General features: G+C 39.4%; 19 protein-coding genes. 16 read left to right on the top strand and 3 right to left on the bottom strand.

Annotation, left to right across the window (positions count from 1 at the left end):
- Positions 1-82 precede the first annotated feature (82 nt).
- From AACV33_RS08745 to cmoA, 3 genes are all read right to left on the bottom strand, one after another.
- The gene (locus AACV33_RS08745; protein ID WP_017022894.1) at positions 83-853 is read right to left on the bottom strand and encodes a putative ATP-dependent zinc protease; all 771 of its coding nucleotides are present in this window, start codon (positions 851-853) and stop codon (positions 83-85) included.
- A 79-nt stretch (positions 854-932) separates the two neighbouring features.
- Positions 933-1,907 (bottom strand): tRNA 5-methoxyuridine(34)/uridine 5-oxyacetic acid(34) synthase CmoB, encoded by a 975-nt coding sequence (cmoB, locus tag AACV33_RS08740; protein ID WP_023603775.1) that lies wholly within the window; start codon positions 1,905-1,907, stop codon positions 933-935.
- A 49-nt stretch (positions 1,908-1,956) separates the two neighbouring features.
- Complete coding sequence (gene cmoA / locus AACV33_RS08735) at positions 1,957-2,685, bottom strand: carboxy-S-adenosyl-L-methionine synthase CmoA (protein ID WP_012550460.1); 729 nt, start codon at positions 2,683-2,685, stop codon at positions 1,957-1,959.
- Positions 2,686-3,196: 511 nt separating this feature from the next.
- On the opposite strand from cmoA, the gene aspS reads away from it, so the two are divergent.
- The 16 genes from aspS (at position 3,197) to nadA (ending at position 17,591) form a co-directional block, all read left to right on the top strand.
- Complete coding sequence (gene aspS, locus AACV33_RS08730) at positions 3,197-4,972, top strand: aspartate--tRNA ligase (protein ID WP_017022897.1); 1,776 nt, start codon at positions 3,197-3,199, stop codon at positions 4,970-4,972.
- Positions 4,973-5,069: 97 nt separating this feature from the next.
- Complete coding sequence (ruvC, locus tag AACV33_RS08725; RefSeq protein WP_017022898.1) at positions 5,070-5,591, top strand: crossover junction endodeoxyribonuclease RuvC; 522 nt, start codon at positions 5,070-5,072, stop codon at positions 5,589-5,591.
- A 96-nt stretch (positions 5,592-5,687) separates the two neighbouring features.
- Positions 5,688-6,308 carry a Holliday junction branch migration protein RuvA gene (ruvA, locus tag AACV33_RS08720; RefSeq protein WP_012550463.1) on the top strand — a complete coding sequence of 207 codons (621 nt, stop codon included), beginning with the start codon at positions 5,688-5,690 and terminating at the stop codon, positions 6,306-6,308.
- A gap of 45 nt (positions 6,309-6,353) precedes the next feature.
- Positions 6,354-7,367 (top strand): Holliday junction branch migration DNA helicase RuvB, encoded by a 1,014-nt coding sequence (ruvB, locus tag AACV33_RS08715; protein ID WP_182700156.1) that lies wholly within the window; start codon positions 6,354-6,356, stop codon positions 7,365-7,367.
- A gap of 375 nt (positions 7,368-7,742) precedes the next feature.
- Positions 7,743-9,329, top strand: coding sequence for a cytochrome ubiquinol oxidase subunit I (gene cydA, locus AACV33_RS08710; RefSeq protein ID WP_023603773.1), 1,587 nt, complete (start codon positions 7,743-7,745; stop codon positions 9,327-9,329).
- Between the two features lie 17 nt (positions 9,330-9,346).
- Positions 9,347-10,483, top strand: coding sequence for a cytochrome d ubiquinol oxidase subunit II (gene cydB, locus AACV33_RS08705; protein WP_012550466.1), 1,137 nt, complete (start codon positions 9,347-9,349; stop codon positions 10,481-10,483).
- A gap of 11 nt (positions 10,484-10,494) precedes the next feature.
- Positions 10,495-10,602: a cytochrome bd-I oxidase subunit CydX gene (gene cydX, locus AACV33_RS08700; protein ID WP_012550467.1), complete on the top strand. Its 108-nt coding sequence runs from the start codon at positions 10,495-10,497 to the stop codon at positions 10,600-10,602.
- A complete protein-coding gene (locus AACV33_RS08695; protein WP_182700155.1) occupies positions 10,595-10,897 on the top strand; it encodes a cyd operon YbgE family protein in 303 nt (100 codons plus the stop codon). The genes cydX and AACV33_RS08695 overlap by 8 nt, the downstream gene beginning before the upstream one ends.
- Positions 10,898-11,086: 189 nt before the next feature.
- Positions 11,087-11,491, top strand: coding sequence for a tol-pal system-associated acyl-CoA thioesterase (gene ybgC / locus AACV33_RS08690; protein ID WP_012550469.1), 405 nt, complete (start codon positions 11,087-11,089; stop codon positions 11,489-11,491).
- A complete protein-coding gene (gene tolQ / locus AACV33_RS08685) occupies positions 11,481-12,167 on the top strand; it encodes a protein TolQ (RefSeq protein WP_012550470.1) in 687 nt (228 codons plus the stop codon). The genes ybgC and tolQ overlap by 11 nt, the downstream gene beginning before the upstream one ends.
- Positions 12,167-12,613 carry a protein TolR gene (tolR, locus tag AACV33_RS08680; protein ID WP_017022900.1) on the top strand — a complete coding sequence of 149 codons (447 nt, stop codon included), beginning with the start codon at positions 12,167-12,169 and terminating at the stop codon, positions 12,611-12,613. The genes tolQ and tolR overlap by 1 nt, the downstream gene beginning before the upstream one ends.
- A gap of 16 nt (positions 12,614-12,629) precedes the next feature.
- The gene (gene tolA, locus AACV33_RS08675; RefSeq protein WP_017022901.1) at positions 12,630-13,670 is read left to right on the top strand and encodes a cell envelope integrity protein TolA; all 1,041 of its coding nucleotides are present in this window, start codon (positions 12,630-12,632) and stop codon (positions 13,668-13,670) included.
- Positions 13,671-13,680: 10 nt separating this feature from the next.
- Positions 13,681-15,033, top strand: a complete 1,353-nt coding sequence (tolB, locus tag AACV33_RS08670; protein WP_012550473.1) for a Tol-Pal system beta propeller repeat protein TolB — start codon at positions 13,681-13,683, stop codon at positions 15,031-15,033.
- A gap of 32 nt (positions 15,034-15,065) precedes the next feature.
- Positions 15,066-15,623 (top strand): peptidoglycan-associated lipoprotein Pal, encoded by a 558-nt coding sequence (pal, locus tag AACV33_RS08665; RefSeq protein WP_012550474.1) that lies wholly within the window; start codon positions 15,066-15,068, stop codon positions 15,621-15,623.
- A 24-nt stretch (positions 15,624-15,647) separates the two neighbouring features.
- Positions 15,648-16,415 (top strand): tol-pal system protein YbgF, encoded by a 768-nt coding sequence (gene ybgF / locus AACV33_RS08660; protein ID WP_065610776.1) that lies wholly within the window; start codon positions 15,648-15,650, stop codon positions 16,413-16,415.
- A 126-nt stretch (positions 16,416-16,541) separates the two neighbouring features.
- Positions 16,542-17,591 carry a quinolinate synthase NadA gene (gene nadA, locus AACV33_RS08655; RefSeq protein ID WP_017022903.1) on the top strand — a complete coding sequence of 350 codons (1,050 nt, stop codon included), beginning with the start codon at positions 16,542-16,544 and terminating at the stop codon, positions 17,589-17,591.
- Positions 17,592-17,653 lie beyond the last annotated feature (62 nt).

Below are 17,653 nucleotides of genomic sequence, written 5' to 3'. Positions count from 1 at the left end.
ATAAGTGGAAAGATAATTATAATTTAAGCAATAACATAACGTTCAATTATATTTATTATGTTATTGCTTTCTTGGAAGGCGATTATTTTTTGCTTTGAACAAATTCTTTGCTGACATCAACAACGGCAATGTCTTGAATAAACTCACGTCCAAGTAAAATAGAATGGGTCATGTGAGAGCGATCTGCAAGGGTAAACTGTACTTTTTCATGGATTGCCCCAAGTTTAATCCATAATTCAACGACAGGTCGTCGTTCGGCCTCTTCGTTTGTTGATTGACGGATTTTAACATTGCGTATAACAGGGGCGGTAATCCACTCTAACTCATCAGTTTCCGCTTTTTTATTCTGTGCAACTAAATGAAAACGTACCCATTGTGTGCCATTGCGTTCAAATTCTTGAAGATCGACTGCATTCAATGATGAGGTGGTTGCGCCAGTATCTATTCGAGCGGTAAATACTTGCTTAATATCTGCAATTTCTACATTTTCGATGGCACCTAAAATGATAGTGTCTTTTAATGATTGTGTTTGAAGAGAGACTGGCATCTGAACTAAACGAGCTTTCTTATTCGTTGCTTGTTTGATACTCATTTGAATCTTAGTTTGTTCTGTTCGAACCAGAGATAACTCTTCTGATACGTTCGAAAGTTCTTTCTCTAAGGTTGAAATGTAGTCGTTTTGGGTTTCTATTTTGGTTTCCATTCCATCTAAGCGAGTATCTAGATTGGTTTCCATAGACTTAATAGCGGCAACTGTTTCTGAATTATCTGCTGCAACGGGGGTCGCCTGTTGAGTGAGAGCGCATCCTGAAAGACTTAAAATTGCAACCAGTGGTAGAATTCGTTGGATCATTTTATGTTCCGTTGAGTTAGATTAACATGTGCATAGTAACGATAAAAAAAGAGAGCGAGAAGCCCTCTAATGTAAGAGTTTAGTCAGGTTTTCTTGCAATTAAGATCGCACGTTTAGGTGCAGGGTGACCTTCAATTGTTTTTGATGAGTCCGTAGGGTCTAAATACTCAGGTAATGAATTGTGTTTCATCCATTCTGTAGAGCGTTGTTCACCTGTTGTTGTTACGCACTCGTCGACAATTTTTACGTCAATAAACCCGACGCTTTCTAACCATACTTTTAACGCTTTAGCTGATGGAAAGAAATAGACGTTACGCATTTGAGCATAACGATCAACTGGCATTAATACTGCGTTTTCATCGCCATCAATAACGAGGGTTTCTAAAACGAGCTCACCGCCAGCGACGAGTTGATTTTTTAATTGAATAAGATGATCAAGAGGCGAACGACGGTGGTACAGCACGCCCATACTAAATACAGTATCAAACGCATTTAATTCAGGAAGCTGTTCGATCCCTAAAGGTAATAAATGCGCTCGTTGGTCATTGCCCATTAATTTACGAATTGCTTCAAACTGAACTAAGAATAGGTGAGAGGGATCGATACCAACACACAAGCGAGCCCCTTCTCCTAACATACGAAGCATATGATATCCGTTACCACAGCCGACATCTAAGATAGATCGATTTTTTAATGGCGATAAGTGAGGTAGAACACGATCCCATTTCCAGTCAGAGCGCCACTCAGTGTCGATATGAATGTCATGAACCGTGAACGGGCCTTTACGCCATGGATGGAAGGTGCGTAATAAACTTTCTAGTTTTTTACGTTCGCCATCAATCAAAGGGCTATTATTTGATAGCGTAACTGACGTTTTTAAATCAATGTTTTCAGCACAGCCTTCAGGGATTTTTTTTAGCGCTTTAAGCCAGCGTTCTATATCCCCATGCTCAGCATTTTGCCAATCGGTTAATTGCTGGGGAAGGGTGTTTAGCCAAGGCTGAAGAATGGTATCTTGAGCAATAAGTTTATAAAAATTAGCAAAATTAAACATTGAAATATCTTTAGTTAATTAATAAGTGAAAATAAAGGATTTATATCGATTATTTGATCGCGAACATTGAGCCAAAATTAAAGCATTGGAACCAGACTTCAGAGCTTTTAAAGCCAATCTCTTGGAAGCGTTGTTTGTGAACATCAATTGGATCTGGCAGCATGACATTTTCAATGGCGCTGCGCTTTTGGCTTATTTCTAATTCACTGTAGCCATTAGCACGTTTGAAATCATGATGTAAATCGATCAATAACTCGTTAACGACACCATCTTCGAAGATGTATTTCTCAGATAAAATAAGAATGCCACCGGGACGTAATCCAGAATAGATTTTCTCCAATAGGGCTCTACGATCGGCTGGCACTAAAAATTGCAAAGTAAAATTTAATACGACGACCGATGCATCTTGAATATTGACATCACGGATATCCGCTTCAACAATGGTTACGGGTGTATCTGAACGATAAGCGTTAATCAGTAAACGACAACGTTCGACCATTGCTGAGGAATTATCGACGCCAATAATCTGACAGCCTTCTTGATTAATGTGACGACGCATAGATAACGTTGCCGCACCCAGTGAGCAACCTAAATCATAAACACTTGAATGAGGTTTAGCGTAACGTTCAGCAAGCATACCAATAGCAGAAATAATGTTGCTATAGCCTGGAATTGAACGTTGAATCATGTCTGGAAATACTTCTGCGACACGTTCGTCAAAGGTAAAGTCACCAATTTTATCGATTGGAGCTGAAAATATAGTATCTGGGTTAGCCATGGTTTTCTCACAAAGACGCGTTGTTATGTCCATACGTACTATCAACCAATACCAATCATGATTAAGTTGTTTTTGTTTACTTAATCATGATTACGTCATTACGTTTATTTTAATGGCAGTGGTGTTATTCATATCAGTCTAGGTAAATATCAATTCATTTACTTACCTAGAAAGATAGGTTTCATGGCTTTCCTGCTCATGAACGCGCTATTGTAATTAATTCTGAGCTTGATGTCTTTAGTGTCATTACACTTTGAAAGAGAATGAAATTAAAAAGAGAGAATAATTTAGGTGGAACTTTCTCATTAAGCCTGTTTTTTTCATTCAGGCCTATATCGTGACCTGATTTTTCTTTATAATGAGGCCATATTTTTGCGTTTTGCTTACTATTTCAGCGAGCCTGCTGTTTTATTCATCATTTAAACAAACGTAGAATCAGTTTATGAAAAATGCAGTGAGACTATTTCACTGCATTTATTATTGATATGTATATTTAGATTGGGAAATCATTATGCGCAGCCATTACTGTGGTAACTTGAACAAGTCCCTTGCAGGACAAACTGTAGAACTTTGCGGCTGGGTAAACCGTCGCCGTGATTTAGGCGGTCTTATCTTCATTGATATGCGAGATCGTGAAGGTGTCGTTCAGGTAGTTGTTGACCCAGATATGAAAGATATCTTTTCAATTGCTAACCAACTGCGCAATGAATTCTGTATTAAATTTACTGGCGAAGTACGTGTTCGTCCTGACAGCCAAGTAAATAAAGATATGTCTACGGGTGAAGTTGAACTTTACGCGACAGGTCTTGAGATCATCAACCGTTCTGAAGCACTTCCATTGGATTTCAATCAAACGAACTCAGAAGAGCAACGCCTGAAGTACCGTTATATTGATTTACGTCGTCCAGAAATGAGTGACCGTATCAAGTTACGTGCTCGTGCATCTAGCTTTGTTCGTCGTTTCTTAGATGAGAACCTATTCTTAGATATCGAAACACCAGTACTAACAAAAGCAACGCCAGAAGGCGCTCGTGATTATCTAGTACCAAGCCGTGTTCATAAAGGCAGCTTCTACGCACTTCCACAATCACCACAGTTGTTTAAGCAACTTCTGATGATGTCTGGTTTTGACCGTTACTACCAAATCGTTAAATGTTTCCGTGATGAAGATTTACGCGCTGACCGCCAACCTGAATTTACTCAAATAGATATCGAAACCTCTTTCCTTTCGTCTAACCAAGTTCGTGATATTACTGAACGTTTGGTTCATGACATGTGGAAAGAACTTCTTGATGTTGAGCTTGGTCAATTTCCAATAATGAAATTCTCTGAAGCGATTCGTCGTTTTGGTTCTGATAAGCCAGATCTACGTAACCCACTAGAATTAGTGGACGTTGCAGATCTTCTTAAAGACGTAGAATTCCAAGTATTCGCTGGTCCTGCAAATGACGAAAAAGGCCGTGTAGCGGTTATTCGTGTTCCTGGTGGCGCATCGCTTTCTCGTAAGCAAATTGATGAATACGGCAAATTTGTTGGTATTTACGGCGCGAAAGGCCTTGCTTGGATGAAAGTAAACGATCGTGCTGCTGGTCTTGAAGGTGTTCAATCTCCTGTTGCTAAATTCCTAAACGCAGACGTTGTAAATGGTATTTTAGAACGCACAGAAGCTGAAAGTGGCGATATCATCCTATTTGGTGCAGATAAAGCAAACATTGTTTCTGAAGCAATGGGTGCATTACGTATCAAGCTTGGTGATGACTTAGAACTAACAGATAAAAAAGCATGGGCACCTCTTTGGGTTATTGATTTCCCAATGTTTGAAGAAGATGGCGAAGGTAACTTGCATGCAATGCACCACCCATTTACTTCTCCATTAGGCATGACAGCGGAAGAGCTTAAAGTAAACCCTGCTGCTGCAAACTCTGATGCTTACGATATGGTTATCAACGGCTATGAAGTTGGTGGTGGCTCTGTACGTATTCACAATGCTGAAATGCAAACTGCAGTATTCGGTATCCTAGGTATTGAAGCGAAAGAGCAACAAGAGAAATTTGGTTTCTTACTTGAAGCGCTTAAATACGGTACGCCGCCACACGCAGGTCTTGCTTTTGGTCTTGACCGTCTTGCAATGCTACTTTGCGGTACTGAAAACATTCGTGACGTTATTGCATTCCCTAAAACAACGGCTGCAGCATGTTTACTTACGAATGCTCCAAGCCCTGCGAATCCAGATTCTCTTGCAGAATTAGCGATTGCAGTAAAATTTGCTGAGAAAAAAGACGCTTAATTAATTAAAGTTTCTTTTTATTAAAAAATGCCCGCCTTATGCGGGCATTTTTGTATATACTATAACTGTATAAATAATCAGTGGTTTAAATAATGCTATGTCTATAATTTTAGGAATTGATCCCGGCTCTCGTATTACCGGTTATGGCGTTATTCGTCAAAACGGTCGTCATTTGCAATATTTAGGGAGTGGTTGTATTCGGATGTCAGAAAAAGAACTTCCCGGTCGCTTAAAGCAGATCTATGCTGGCGTTTCTGAAATTATTACGCAGTTTCAACCAGATGTATTCGCGATCGAGCAAGTATTTATGTCAAAAAATGCGGATTCAGCACTTAAGTTAGGACAAGCAAGAGGAAGTGCGATTGTTGCTGCCGTTAATGCAGACTTACCTGTATATGAATATGCTGCTCGTTTAATTAAACAAGCCGTAACGGGAACGGGTGCAGCCGATAAAGCTCAAGTTCAGCATATGGTTATGACGATGCTTAAATTACCAGCAAAACCACAAGCGGATGCCGCTGATGGTTTAGGGGTTGCAATTTGTCATGCGAATACGAATAAAACGTTAATCGCCTTAGCGGGGAAAGCGACAGGAGCAAGGCGAGGACGATATCGCTAGATAAAAGAGGGAATAAATTCTCATTTCTTTTACTGGATATCTATCCAGTTCTTTATTACTATCCTAACCAGTTAATTATTTTAAAGAGTATCTATTGTGATCGGACGCCTTCGTGGAAATCTATTAGAAAAACAACCACCAGAATTACTCATTGAAGTCAGTGGTATTGGTTATGAAGTTCAAATGCCAATGAGTTGTTTTTATGAATTACCACCGATTGGTACCGAAGCCATTATCTATATTCATTATGTAGTACGTGAAGATGCTCAATTACTTTACGGTTTTAATACTAAAAAAGAACGAGCGTTATTTAGAGAAGTGATCAAAGCTAACGGCGTGGGGCCAAAACTTGGTTTGGCGATACTGTCTGGCATGACTGCTTCTCAATTTGTTCAAAGTGTTGAGCGTGAAGATATTTCGACCTTAGTCAAATTACCAGGTGTTGGTAAAAAAACGGCAGAGCGTTTAGTCGTAGAGATGAAAGATCGCCTAAAAGGGTGGGGAGCGGGTGACTTATTTACTCCAGCAGACACTACGTCAATGGATGATGCTTCTGATTTGATTTCATCGCCTCAAAGTGCGCAAGATGAAGCAGTCAGTGCGCTTATTTCTTTAGGCTATAAACCAGTGCAGGCGTCTAAAATGGTATCTCAAGTCGCAAAACCTGATATGACCAGTGAATCTCTAATTCGTGAATCATTGAAATCAATGATCTAACTTTATTTATCGCCTCTTTACTTACAGAATTTTTTGAGACCTTTTATGATTGAAGCCGATCGCCTTATTGCTGCTGATAACCCTGTTTTTCGTGACGAAGAAGTCATCGATCGTGCGATACGTCCAAAGAAACTGGAAGATTATCGCGGGCAAGATCATGTTCGTAGTCAAATGGAAATTTTCATTAAGGCTGCGCAGATGAGACAAGAGCCACTTGATCATCTACTAATTTTTGGTCCTCCAGGATTAGGTAAGACAACGTTAGCTAATATTGTTGCCAATGAAATGGGAGTGAGTATCCGAACGACATCGGGTCCTGTTCTTGAGAAAGCGGGAGATTTAGCTGCGCTTCTTACTAATCTAGAAGAAAACGATATTTTATTTATCGATGAAATCCATCGATTAAGTCCTGTAGTTGAAGAGATACTGTATCCCGCGATGGAAGATTACCAATTAGATATTATGATTGGTGAAGGTCCTGCAGCTCGTTCAATCAAAATTGATTTGCCCCCATTTACATTAATTGGTGCAACCACCAGAGCCGGTTCTTTGACTTCTCCACTGCGTGACCGTTTTGGTATTGTTCAACGATTAGAATATTACAAAGTAGACGATTTACAATATATCGTTCAACGTAGTGCAGATTGTTTGAATTTGTCCATGGAATCAGAGGGCGCATTGGAAGTGGCTAGACGTGCTCGTGGTACACCACGAATTGCCAACCGATTGTTACGTCGAGTTCGTGATTATGCAGATGTTATGAGTGACAGTCATATCTCACCAGACATAGCAGATAAGGCATTAAACATGTTAGATGTTGATGTGTGTGGGTTTGATTACATGGATAGAAAGTTATTATTGGCAATCATGGAGAAATTCAATGGTGGCCCGGTGGGTCTAGATAACGTAGCCGCTGCAATTGGTGAAGAAAAAGATACGATTGAAGATGTGATAGAACCTTATTTAATTCAACAAGGCTACCTCCAGAGAACACCAAGAGGGCGTATTGTGTCAGATCGAGCCTATCTTCATTTTGGTATTGATAGACCAGGTAAATAGTTAATGGTGAAATATACACATATTGTCATAATCTATTCATATTGACGTAAAAAAATGAAAGCGAGTGATCAAAATCACTCGTTTTTTCGTATAAGAAATGTGTAAAGTGTGAAAAACGAACGGTTATGTAAAAATATCTGTAATTAACTTTCAAATAAGGGACAAATCTTTTGAAAGATATCGTGTTTCCTATTAATATTAGCACGTTCTATATTAGGTTATGCTTAACATTAAGCTAACGTTTATTATACATTCGTGCAACACTTTATAGTTACTAATACAATTATAACTATTAGAGCTAAATAAAAAGTGCCACGTTCACCCAAAAGTGTGAAAGCACTGTGTCATTCAGCCTGACACAAAGGAGTTCTCATGATCACTGATGTAGTGGAGTTATCGCGGTTGCAGTTTGCAATGACAGCGATGTATCACTTCCTATTCGTTCCTCTGACTTTAGGTATGGCCTTTCTATTGGCTATCATGGAGTCGTTATATGTAATGACTAACAAACAAATCTACAAGGACATGACAAAGTTCTGGGGTAAGTTATTTGGTATTAACTTCGCATTAGGTGTAGCAACAGGCCTAACCATGGAGTTCCAGTTTGGTACAAACTGGTCTTACTATTCTCACTATGTTGGTGATATCTTCGGTGCGCCTCTTGCGATCGAAGCACTGATGGCTTTCATGCTTGAATCTACTTTTGTAGGACTATTTTTCTTTGGTTGGGATCGTTTATCAAAACGTCAGCATCTTACAGTAACGTGGTTAGTTGCTTTAGGTTCGAATTTCTCAGCGCTTTGGATTCTAGTAGCAAACGGTTGGATGCAAAACCCTGTCGGTGCTGAATTTAATTTTGAAACGATGCGTATGGAAATGGTTAGCTTCGCTGAAGTTGTACTAAACCCTGTCGCTCAAGTTAAATTCGTTCATACCGTTGCTTCTGGTTACACTGCTGGCGCAATGTTTGTTTTAGGTATTAGTTCATACTACCTACTAAAAGGTCGTGATGTTGCCTTTGCACGTCGTTCATTCGCAATTGCTGCGTCTTTCGGCATGGCATCAATTTTATCTGTAATGGTACTTGGTGATGAATCTGGTTATGAACTGGGTGAAGTTCAACAAGTTAAGCTAGCAGCGATTGAAGCTGAATGGCATACAGAAGAAGCACCTGCGGCTTTCACCGTATTTGGCTTACCAAATCAAGAAACGATGGAAACGGATTATGCAATTAAGATCCCTTATGTTATGGGTATTATTGCAACGCGTTCATTAGATAAGCAAGTCACTGGCTTACGCGATCTTAAAGCACAGCACGAAGTTCGTATTCGTAACGGTATGATCGCTTATGACCTTCTTGAAAAATTACGTAATGGTGATAAAACACCTGAAAATATAGCAGCATTTGATGATGTTAAGCATGACTTAGGTTATGGCTTATTGCTTAAGCGTTATACTGATAAGGTTGTTGATGCAACTGAAGATCAGATTAAAGCGGCAGCAGATGATTCTATTCCAAATGTTTTACCATTATTCTTCTCTTTCCGCATAATGGTTGCTTGTGGCGTAGCAATGCTACTTATTTTTGGTCTTGCGTTTTATCAAACGTGTCGTCAAAAAATTGGTCAAAAACCATGGTTACTTAAAGCGGCATTATTCGGTATGCCACTGCCGTGGATCGCAATTGAAGCGGGTTGGTTTGTTGCAGAATATGGTCGTCAGCCATGGGCAGTTGGTGAAATACTACCTGTACATGTTGCCGCATCATCACTCACTGTTACTGAAGTTTTAATTTCAATAGCTGCAATTATTAGCTTATATACTATTTTCTTGATTGCTGAAGTTTACCTAATGGTTAAATTCGCACGTAAAGGACCTAGTAGCTTGAAAACTGGTCGCTATCACTTTGAACAAGACGGTCAAGGTTCTGAAGCAAAGTTAACTCGCGAAGTAGAAGCATAAAAACGGAGATTTGAGCAATGTTTGATTACGAAGTATTGCGATTTGTTTGGTGGGTATTGATTGGTGTATTACTGATTGGTTTCGCGGTAACAGATGGTTTTGATATGGGGGTAGGTACACTAGTGCCTATCATCGGTAAAACAGATACAGAACGTCGAGTGATGATTAACTCAATCGCTCCTCACTGGGAAGGCAACCAAGTTTGGTTAGTAACAGCAGGCGGTGCATTATTTGCTGCTTGGCCTTTAGTGTATGCTGCTTCATTCTCTGGCTTTTACTTAGCTATGATTCTGACATTAGCTGCATTATGGTTCCGCCCTGTTGGGTTTGATTATCGTTCTAAAATTGAAGATAAACGCTGGCGTTCAGCGTGGGATGCTGCAATCTTCATTGGTAGCTTTGTTCCACCAGTCATCTTTGGTGTTGCTTTTGGTAACTTACTTCAAGGTGTTCCATTTGAACTGAACAACCTAATGATGCTTAAGTATCATGGTGGTTTCTTTGACTTATTAAATCCATTTGCATTGGTATGTGGTCTAGTGAGTTCTGCAATGTTTGTACTGCAAGGTTCAACATGGCTACAAATGAAAACAACGGATCAAATTCACGCTAGAGCAAGTCAAGTTTCTATGATTTGTGCTGCGTTAGTAATTGTTCTGTTTACTATTGCTGGCTTTTGGGCTCAAAGCATTAATGGGTTTGTGATCACGAGTGTTATGGATCATAACGCACCATCAGATCCATTAAATAAAGAAGTTATCCGTCAAGTGGGCGCTTTATTCTTGAACTTTAAAGAATACCCATTGTTATGGATAGCACCTGCTCTTGCGGTAGTTATGCCTCTTATTGTTATGATTACAACTAAGTTGAAGAGACCTGGAATTGCTTTCATCGCATCAAGTCTGACTAATGCTGGTGTGATCTTAACTTCTGGTTTTGCATTATTCCCATTCGTAATGCCATCAAGTTTAAATCCCAACCATAGTTTGACTATGTGGGATTCAACATCAAGCGAATTAACACTAAACATTATGACAGTGGTAGCTGCTGTTATGATCCCAATCATCCTTGCTTACACAGCATGGACGTATTATAAAATGTTTGGTCGTATTGATACTAAATTTGTTGAAGACAACAAAAATTCGCTTTATTAAGGAGTATAACAATGTGGTATTTTGCTTGGATTCTAGGTGTGCTACTAGCATGCTCATTTGCAATCATTAATGCTCTTTGGTTAGAGCACTCAGAAATGATGGATAAAGACAGTGAGTAATATCGCTGGGAAAATAGACAGTGTTCATAGCCCAATCAATAATATCATCGTTAAGTTGATATTAATTGGAGCCGCACTTTTCCACACGGGAATGCTTATGTGGGAGCCAACGGTATATTCAGAAAATATCGGTGGTTTTAGTGGGTTAATGGCGCCAGCATTGATTTATGCAGTATGTACTGCGTTTATTTTTGTTGTGGGTTTTATTCCACAAAAGTGGGGTTGGAAACTGCTATTTAGTCCTTATTTTTCAATGATGATATTAAGTTACTTTAGTTATCTCTATTTTATTTGATTTCATAATTAATAAAATGTGAACATTGGAACATCATACTAAGCGGCTTGTTACTTTTTTAGGTAACAAGCCGCTTTATTTTTGGCTATTAAGTTCAAAATTTGGTAATTCACCTAGTGACGATAGGTAATTATCAGTTATAGTTAACTACTGATTTCTCAATAAAAAAGAAAAAGAGGGTGATATAAAATGGCAGTTTTTAAATGGCCTATCACGGTTTACTATGAAGACACGGATGCAGGTGGCGTAGTTTATCACTCTAATTATTTAAAGTTTTTTGAAAGAGCCAGAACCGAATTATTACGAGAAAAAGGAGTATCTCAAGGGATACTGCTGCAAGAGTCTCTCGGATTTGTGGTTAAACATGTTGATATAGATTTTATACAAGGTGCTCGTTTAGATGAGCAGCTCACAGTTGAAACATTCATAGAAGAAATTAAAAGGGTATCGCTGACCTTTTGTCAGTTATTGGTTAATTTTGAGGGTAAAGTATTGTGCAAAGCTACAGTTAAGGTAGCCTGTATTGATAACGCTAAAATGAAACCAAAAGCGATACCATTATTTATATTATCGGAGATATCTTGTGACAGGTGAACTATCAATTCTCGATCTATTTTTACACGCTAGTTTATTAGTTAAGATCGTGATGCTTATTCTATTAAGCTTGTCTGTAATGTCGTGGGCAATGATTTTTAAACGCTCAAAAGTGTTAGCCGTTGCTCATACTGATGCAGAACGTTTTGAAAGCAAATTCTGGTCGGGCATGGATCTAGCGCAACTATTTAATGAAGTGAAAGTACGTAAAGATCGAATCAGTGGTACTGAAAAGATTTTTTATTCTGGCTTTAATGAATTTGCACGTCTATCTCGAGTAAATTCATCATCTTCTGAAGCGGTTATGGATGGAACGATACGTTCAATGCGCGTAACGGTCTCTCGTGAAGTTGATGATTTAGAAACAAACCTTCCATTTTTAGCAACCGTTGGTTCTATTACTCCTTATATTGGTTTGTTTGGTACGGTATGGGGTATTATGCATTCGTTTATCGCCTTGGGTGCGGTAAAGCAAGCAACTCTAGCGATGGTTGCTCCTGGTATTGCAGAGGCATTGGTTGCAACGGCTATGGGGCTGTTTGCAGCAATTCCCGCGGTAATTGCCTACAATCAATTAAGTGTGAAAGTAGGTAAGTTAGAGCATAACTACGCTGCATTTATGGATGAGTTTTCTAGTATTCTCCATCGTCAAGCAATGGCAAGTCAGGAGAAGTAATGTCTGGCTATCAACCTAAAAAACGCAAGCTAACCGCCGAGATTAATGTTGTACCTTATATTGACGTTATGTTGGTATTGCTAATTATCTTTATGGTAACGGCTCCTTTTGTGACTCAAGGGGTAGACGTGAAATTACCAGAGATGACTAATGCGAAATCAGCACAAGAAATGGCAGGTGAAGATCCTAATGCAACGTTTATTATTGTCGAGATTGATAAAGACGGAAATCTAGGCTTAAGTGTTGATAATCAAGACGTACGTCGTCCAATGTCAATGCAAGAAATGATAACGAACGTTAAAGCAGAACTAAGCATTAAGCCTAATTCTCCCGTCGCAGTTGGCGGGGATGCCAGTACGCCATATTCAGAGATAGTATTAGTTCTTGATGAATTAAGCCGCGCAGGGGTAAGTAAAGTTGGGTTACTTACCGATCTCAAGGAATAGAAGTGAATAATAATCGATGAAATCGGATAATAATTACACCTTTGCTATTGTTGTTTCTGTCGTGTTGCACTTGTTGCTTGCTGTCGCGTTGATCTTCGGTAGTGACTTTTCTATGGATGAAAAGGCAAAACCAAATACAATTCAAGCCGTAGTAATAGATCCAAGCACGATTGCAAGACAAGCATCTCAAATTCGTCAAGAGAGAGAGAAAGCTTCTCGTGCAGAGACCAAGCGACTAAATCGATTAAAACAACAGGCAGATCAATTAGAAAAAAACCGTAAAGTCGAAGAAAATCGGATTCGTAAGCTAAAAGAACAACAAGTAAAAGAGAAAAAAGCAGCCCGTAGAGCGGAAGATGAACGTAAGAAAGCTGTCGCTCAAGCAAAAAAAGAGAAAGAACGAGCAACAGCAGCAGAAGCCGATCGAAAGCGTAAAGCAGATACAGCAGCGAAAGCGGAAGCGGCAAGATTAACAAAAGTGAAGGCTGATAAAGAAAAAGCAGCAAAAGCCTCAGCAGAAAAAGCCCGTTTAGATAAAGAACGAGCAGCTAAAGCAGAAGCTGAACGTGTCGCGAAAGAAAAAATAGCAAAAGAAAAAGCAGCGAAGGCAGAGGCGGATAGAAAGGAAAAGGCAAAATTAGCGGCAGAAAAAGCCAAAAAAGAGAAAGCAAGAGCCGCAAAAGCGGAAGCTGCACGTAAGCAAAAAGAAGCGGCATTAAATGACATATTTGCAGGTTTAGAAGATGAAACCGTTCAAAATAGCTCTGCGAAACAGCAGCATATTGACGATGAAGTGAATCGCTACGCCGCAATTTATACTCAAATGATTCAACAGAATTTACTTGTTGATGATACTTATATGGGAAAAAGTTGCCGAGTGAAAATTAAACTGGCATCTTCTGGATTATTGCTCTCAGTAACAACCTTGGGAGGAGATGCTCAAGTGTGTAGAGCAGCAAAAACAGCAGTAACTAAAGTTAATGTCTTCCCAACACCAAAAGACGCAGACATTGCAGCTAAACTTACAAATATAAATCTTACGGTTCAACCAGAATAAGGAAGAGCAAGTGCTTAAACGATGGATATTACCTCTTTTTATAGCGTGTTTGAGTTTTAGCCAAATAGCTAAAGCTGAACTCGAGCTTGTAATCACAGAGGGCGTAAATTCTGCTAGACCCATAGGCATCGTTCCATTTAAGTGGCATGGTGAAGGCAAGTTACCACAAGATATTTCAGCTATTATTTCTTCTGACTTACAGCGCAGTGGTAAATTTAGTCCATTACCGACAAATAAAATGCCACAAACGCCATATAAAGATGCTGACATTAATTACGAAGCTTGGACCAAGATGGGCGTTGATGCCATTGTTACGGGTGAAGTGAAAGTTAATGCCGCTGGAAAGTATGAGGTTTCTTATAAGCTTATTGATGTGGTTCGTGGTCAATTAACGAAAGGTAAATCTAAAGGGTTAAGTAATTCAGGGGAATTAGTTTTAACACAAGACCATATTTTAGTTAATAAAATTGCGACACTTTCAAAAACACAGTTACGAAAATACGCTCACCGTATTTCTGATGTTGTTTATGAAAAATTAACAGGCGAAAAAGGCGCGTTTTTAACGCGAATTGCTTATGTGGTTGTTAATGATAAATCTCAACATCCATATCAGTTAAGAATTGCGGATTATGACGGCTACAACGAACGTTTGGTTTTAAAGTCGAAACAGCCAATCATGTCACCAGCTTGGTCTCCAGATGGTAAGAAATTAGCTTATGTAAGTTTTGAAAACAGAAGATCACAAGTTTTCATTATGAATATCTACACGGGGAAGAGGGAGTTAATTGCTTCGTATCCTCGTCATAACGGTGCGCCTCGTTTTTCTCATGACGGAAAAGAACTTGCGATCGTATTATCCAAAACCGGCAGTCTTCAAGTTTATATTGTGAATTTACAAACGAAAAAGATGCGCCAAATTACTCGAGGTAGATCGAATAATACTGAGCCTTTTTGGGCTCCTGATAACAAGTCTTTAATATTTACATCAGATCGGGGTGGTAAACCTCAGATTTATAGAGTAAATTTAGAAGACGGTTCGACAAAACGTTTAACCTGGCAAGGCAGTCAAAATCTTGGTGGGCAGATCACTCCTGATGGTAAATACATCGTTATGGTGAATCGCTCAGAGACTGGATTTAATCTAGCAAAACAAGATTTAGAAACCGGTGCTGTCCAGGTCTTAACTAAGACACTACTGGATGAGTCACCAAGTATTGCGCCAAATGGCGGCATGGTGATTTACAGTTCCATTTATAGAAAACAAAACGTCCTTTCGATGGTTTCTATAGATGGCCGTTTTAAAGCTCGCTTACCAGCGACAAACGGACGTGTAAGGGCACCAGCGTGGTCGCCATTTTTATAGCTACTAAATATTTAGGAAATAAGGAAAATATAATGCAACTAAATAAACTTCTTAAGAGTCTTTTAATCGCGCTGCCAGTGGTTGCTCTTTCTGCTTGTAGTTCTAGCGATAGCGCAACTGATAGTACTGCTGGTCAAGAATCAACAAACGGAACAGAAACAACAAGCGGTACTGCTGGTGAAGGCCAAACAGATACAACTGTTGTTACTGTAGTTGAAGGTGAAGAAGTTCTAACTGAGCAAGAAGTTAAAGAACAAGCTTTACGTCAAGTTCAGACTGTTTACTTCGCTTTTGATAACTCAACTATTTCTTCAGAGTATGAAGATATGCTTGCAGCTCACGCGGCTTTCTTAAGCAAAGCGCCTGAAGTTAAAGTAACCGTTGAAGGCCATGCTGATGAACGTGGTACTCCTGAGTACAACATCGCACTAGGCGAACGTCGTGCTAATGCAGTTGCTAAATACCTACAAGCTTTAGGTGTTTCTGCAGACCAAATCTCTATCGTAAGCTACGGTGAAGAAAAACCTCTAGTTCTTGGCCAAACAGCTGAAGACTACGCTAAAAACCGTCGTGCAGTATTAGTATACTAATCGATAGTTTATAAGGCAGCTTATATGAAATACAGTAACCTTAAGCGAATTATTCCGCTTACGTTGCTGGCGAGTGCGGCGACCCTTGTGGTCGCCGCTCCTGCTCCAGTCACGGATTTAAATGCGACCTCAAGCTCATCTGCTCAAGCATCATCAACAAGTATTGAGCGTTTAGAGCGTTTAATTAAAAGCCGCAATCAAATTCAACTTCAGTTACAACAACAACTCGATGGATTATCAGAAGAACTTTCTGAGATTCGAGGCACTGTTGAGCGTAATAGTTATGAACTTGATCAAATGTTAGAGCGTCAACGTCAACTGTATGTTGAAATTGACACCTTAAGAACCGCGAAACCATCGACAGCAAAACCTGTTGTAGATAATGACGCTAATTCTGGTGAAGGCTCATACGCAACTGATACGAACGAAAATGAAGCGTATCAGAATGCAGTTGATTTGATCTTGAAGAAGAAAGATTACGCAGGAGCAACAAAAGCATTCCAAGAATTTGTTGCCGCTTATCCTGATTCGGTTTATAGCTCTAATGCTCATTATTGGCTAGGGCAACTTTATTTTGCTCAGAAGAATGACGTTGAGGCTGCAAAAAGCTTTACCAAAGTGGTTAGTTACGCGGATTCGAATAAACGAGCGGATGCTTTGCTAAAACTGGGCGAGTTAGCCAAACGTAATAATAATAAAGCTGCAGCACAAAAATATTATCAAAAAGTAATAACAGAGTACTCAGACAGTACAACAGCTCAAACCGCTGCTGCACAATTGAAATCGTTATAATTCATTATTTGATATATTACTGTAGTAAAAGGAGCTGATTTGCTCCTTTTTTATTTCCCTTAACTTGATGACCCCCTAAGAAGAGGTATAATGTTCAGATTATTTTAAAAATTAATGAGCTGAGCAATGGGCCATATTCTAGATCATGTCAACACTGTATATCCTTTCCCTCCAAAACCTACAAAATTAAGTGCTGACGAAAAGACTCAGTACATTGCTAAAATCAAACAATTATTAAAAGATAAAAATGCGGTGTTAATTGCCCATTATTATACTGATCCTGAAATCCAGGCATTAGCTGAAGAAACTGGCGGCTTTGTTGGTGATTCTTTAGAGATGGCTAAATTTGGTAATCGTCATGATGCAAAAACATTAGTGATTGCTGGTGTGCGTTTCATGGGAGAATCAGCAAAAATATTAACGCCTGAAAAAACAATCTTAATGCCAACGTTAGACGCCGAGTGTTCTTTGGATCTTGGTTGTCCTGCAGATAAGTTTACTGAATTTTGTGATGCTCACCCAGATCATACCGTTGTTGTGTATGCGAATACCTCAGCAGCCGTTAAAGCTCGTGCTGATTGGGTTGTGACGTCAAGTATTGCATTAGAAATTGTAGAGCATTTAGATGACGAAGATAAGAAAATCATCTGGGGACCTGATCGCCATTTAGGTTCGTATATTGCGAATAAAACAGGCGCAGATATGCTGTTATGGCAGGGCGAATGTATCGTTCATGATGAATTTTCTGCAAAAGCATTAAAAGATGCGAAAGCACTGCACCCTGATGCCGCTGTTCTTGTTCACCCTGAATCACCTGCAAGTGTGGTTGAATTAGCAGATGCCGTTGGATCTACAAGCCAATTAATTAAAGCGGCTAAAGAGCTACCACAACAAAAAATGATTGTGGCAACGGATAAAGGCATCTTCTTTAAGATGCAGCAAATGGTACCAGAAAAAGAATTATTAGAAGCTCCAACAGCTGGTGCCGGTGCAACGTGTCGTAGTTGTGCACATTGCCCTTGGATGGCAATGAATGGTTTAGTCGCCATTGAAAAAGCATTAAACGAAGGTGGTGCAGGTCATGAGATTTTTGTTGATGAAGAGATCCGTATTAAATCACTTATTCCATTAAACCGTATGTTAGATTTTGCTGAGCAGTTAAACGCCCGTAAATAGTAAATAAGTAGTTTAAATAAAAATGGCGACCAATGCGGTCGCCATTTTTATCGGTTCTTTTA

The sequence above is a fragment of the Aliivibrio sp. SR45-2 genome (genome assembly GCF_963890165.1).
Taxonomy (GTDB): domain Bacteria; phylum Pseudomonadota; class Gammaproteobacteria; order Enterobacterales; family Vibrionaceae; genus Aliivibrio; species Aliivibrio salmonicida.
This window is presented reverse-complemented; position numbering and strand designations above follow the sequence as displayed.

Coding starts and splice junctions, on each gene's coding strand:
- AACV33_RS08745 (WP_017022894.1), bottom strand. CDS start 853: ATGATCCAACGAATTCTACCACTGGTTGCAATTTTAAGTCTTTCAGGA.
- cmoB (WP_023603775.1), bottom strand. CDS start 1,907: ATGTTTAATTTTGCTAATTTTTATAAACTTATTGCTCAAGATACCATT.
- cmoA (WP_012550460.1), bottom strand. CDS start 2,685: ATGGCTAACCCAGATACTATATTTTCAGCTCCAATCGATAAAATTGGT.
- aspS (WP_017022897.1), top strand. CDS start 3,197: ATGCGCAGCCATTACTGTGGTAACTTGAACAAGTCCCTTGCAGGACAA.
- ruvC (WP_017022898.1), top strand. CDS start 5,070: ATGTCTATAATTTTAGGAATTGATCCCGGCTCTCGTATTACCGGTTAT.
- ruvB (WP_182700156.1), top strand. CDS start 6,354: ATGATTGAAGCCGATCGCCTTATTGCTGCTGATAACCCTGTTTTTCGT.
- cydB (WP_012550466.1), top strand. CDS start 9,347: ATGTTTGATTACGAAGTATTGCGATTTGTTTGGTGGGTATTGATTGGT.
- cydX (WP_012550467.1), top strand. CDS start 10,495: ATGTGGTATTTTGCTTGGATTCTAGGTGTGCTACTAGCATGCTCATTT.
- ybgC (WP_012550469.1), top strand. CDS start 11,087: ATGGCAGTTTTTAAATGGCCTATCACGGTTTACTATGAAGACACGGAT.
- tolR (WP_017022900.1), top strand. CDS start 12,167: ATGTCTGGCTATCAACCTAAAAAACGCAAGCTAACCGCCGAGATTAAT.
- tolA (WP_017022901.1), top strand. CDS start 12,630: ATGAAATCGGATAATAATTACACCTTTGCTATTGTTGTTTCTGTCGTG.
- pal (WP_012550474.1), top strand. CDS start 15,066: ATGCAACTAAATAAACTTCTTAAGAGTCTTTTAATCGCGCTGCCAGTG.
- ybgF (WP_065610776.1), top strand. CDS start 15,648: ATGAAATACAGTAACCTTAAGCGAATTATTCCGCTTACGTTGCTGGCG.
- nadA (WP_017022903.1), top strand. CDS start 16,542: ATGGGCCATATTCTAGATCATGTCAACACTGTATATCCTTTCCCTCCA.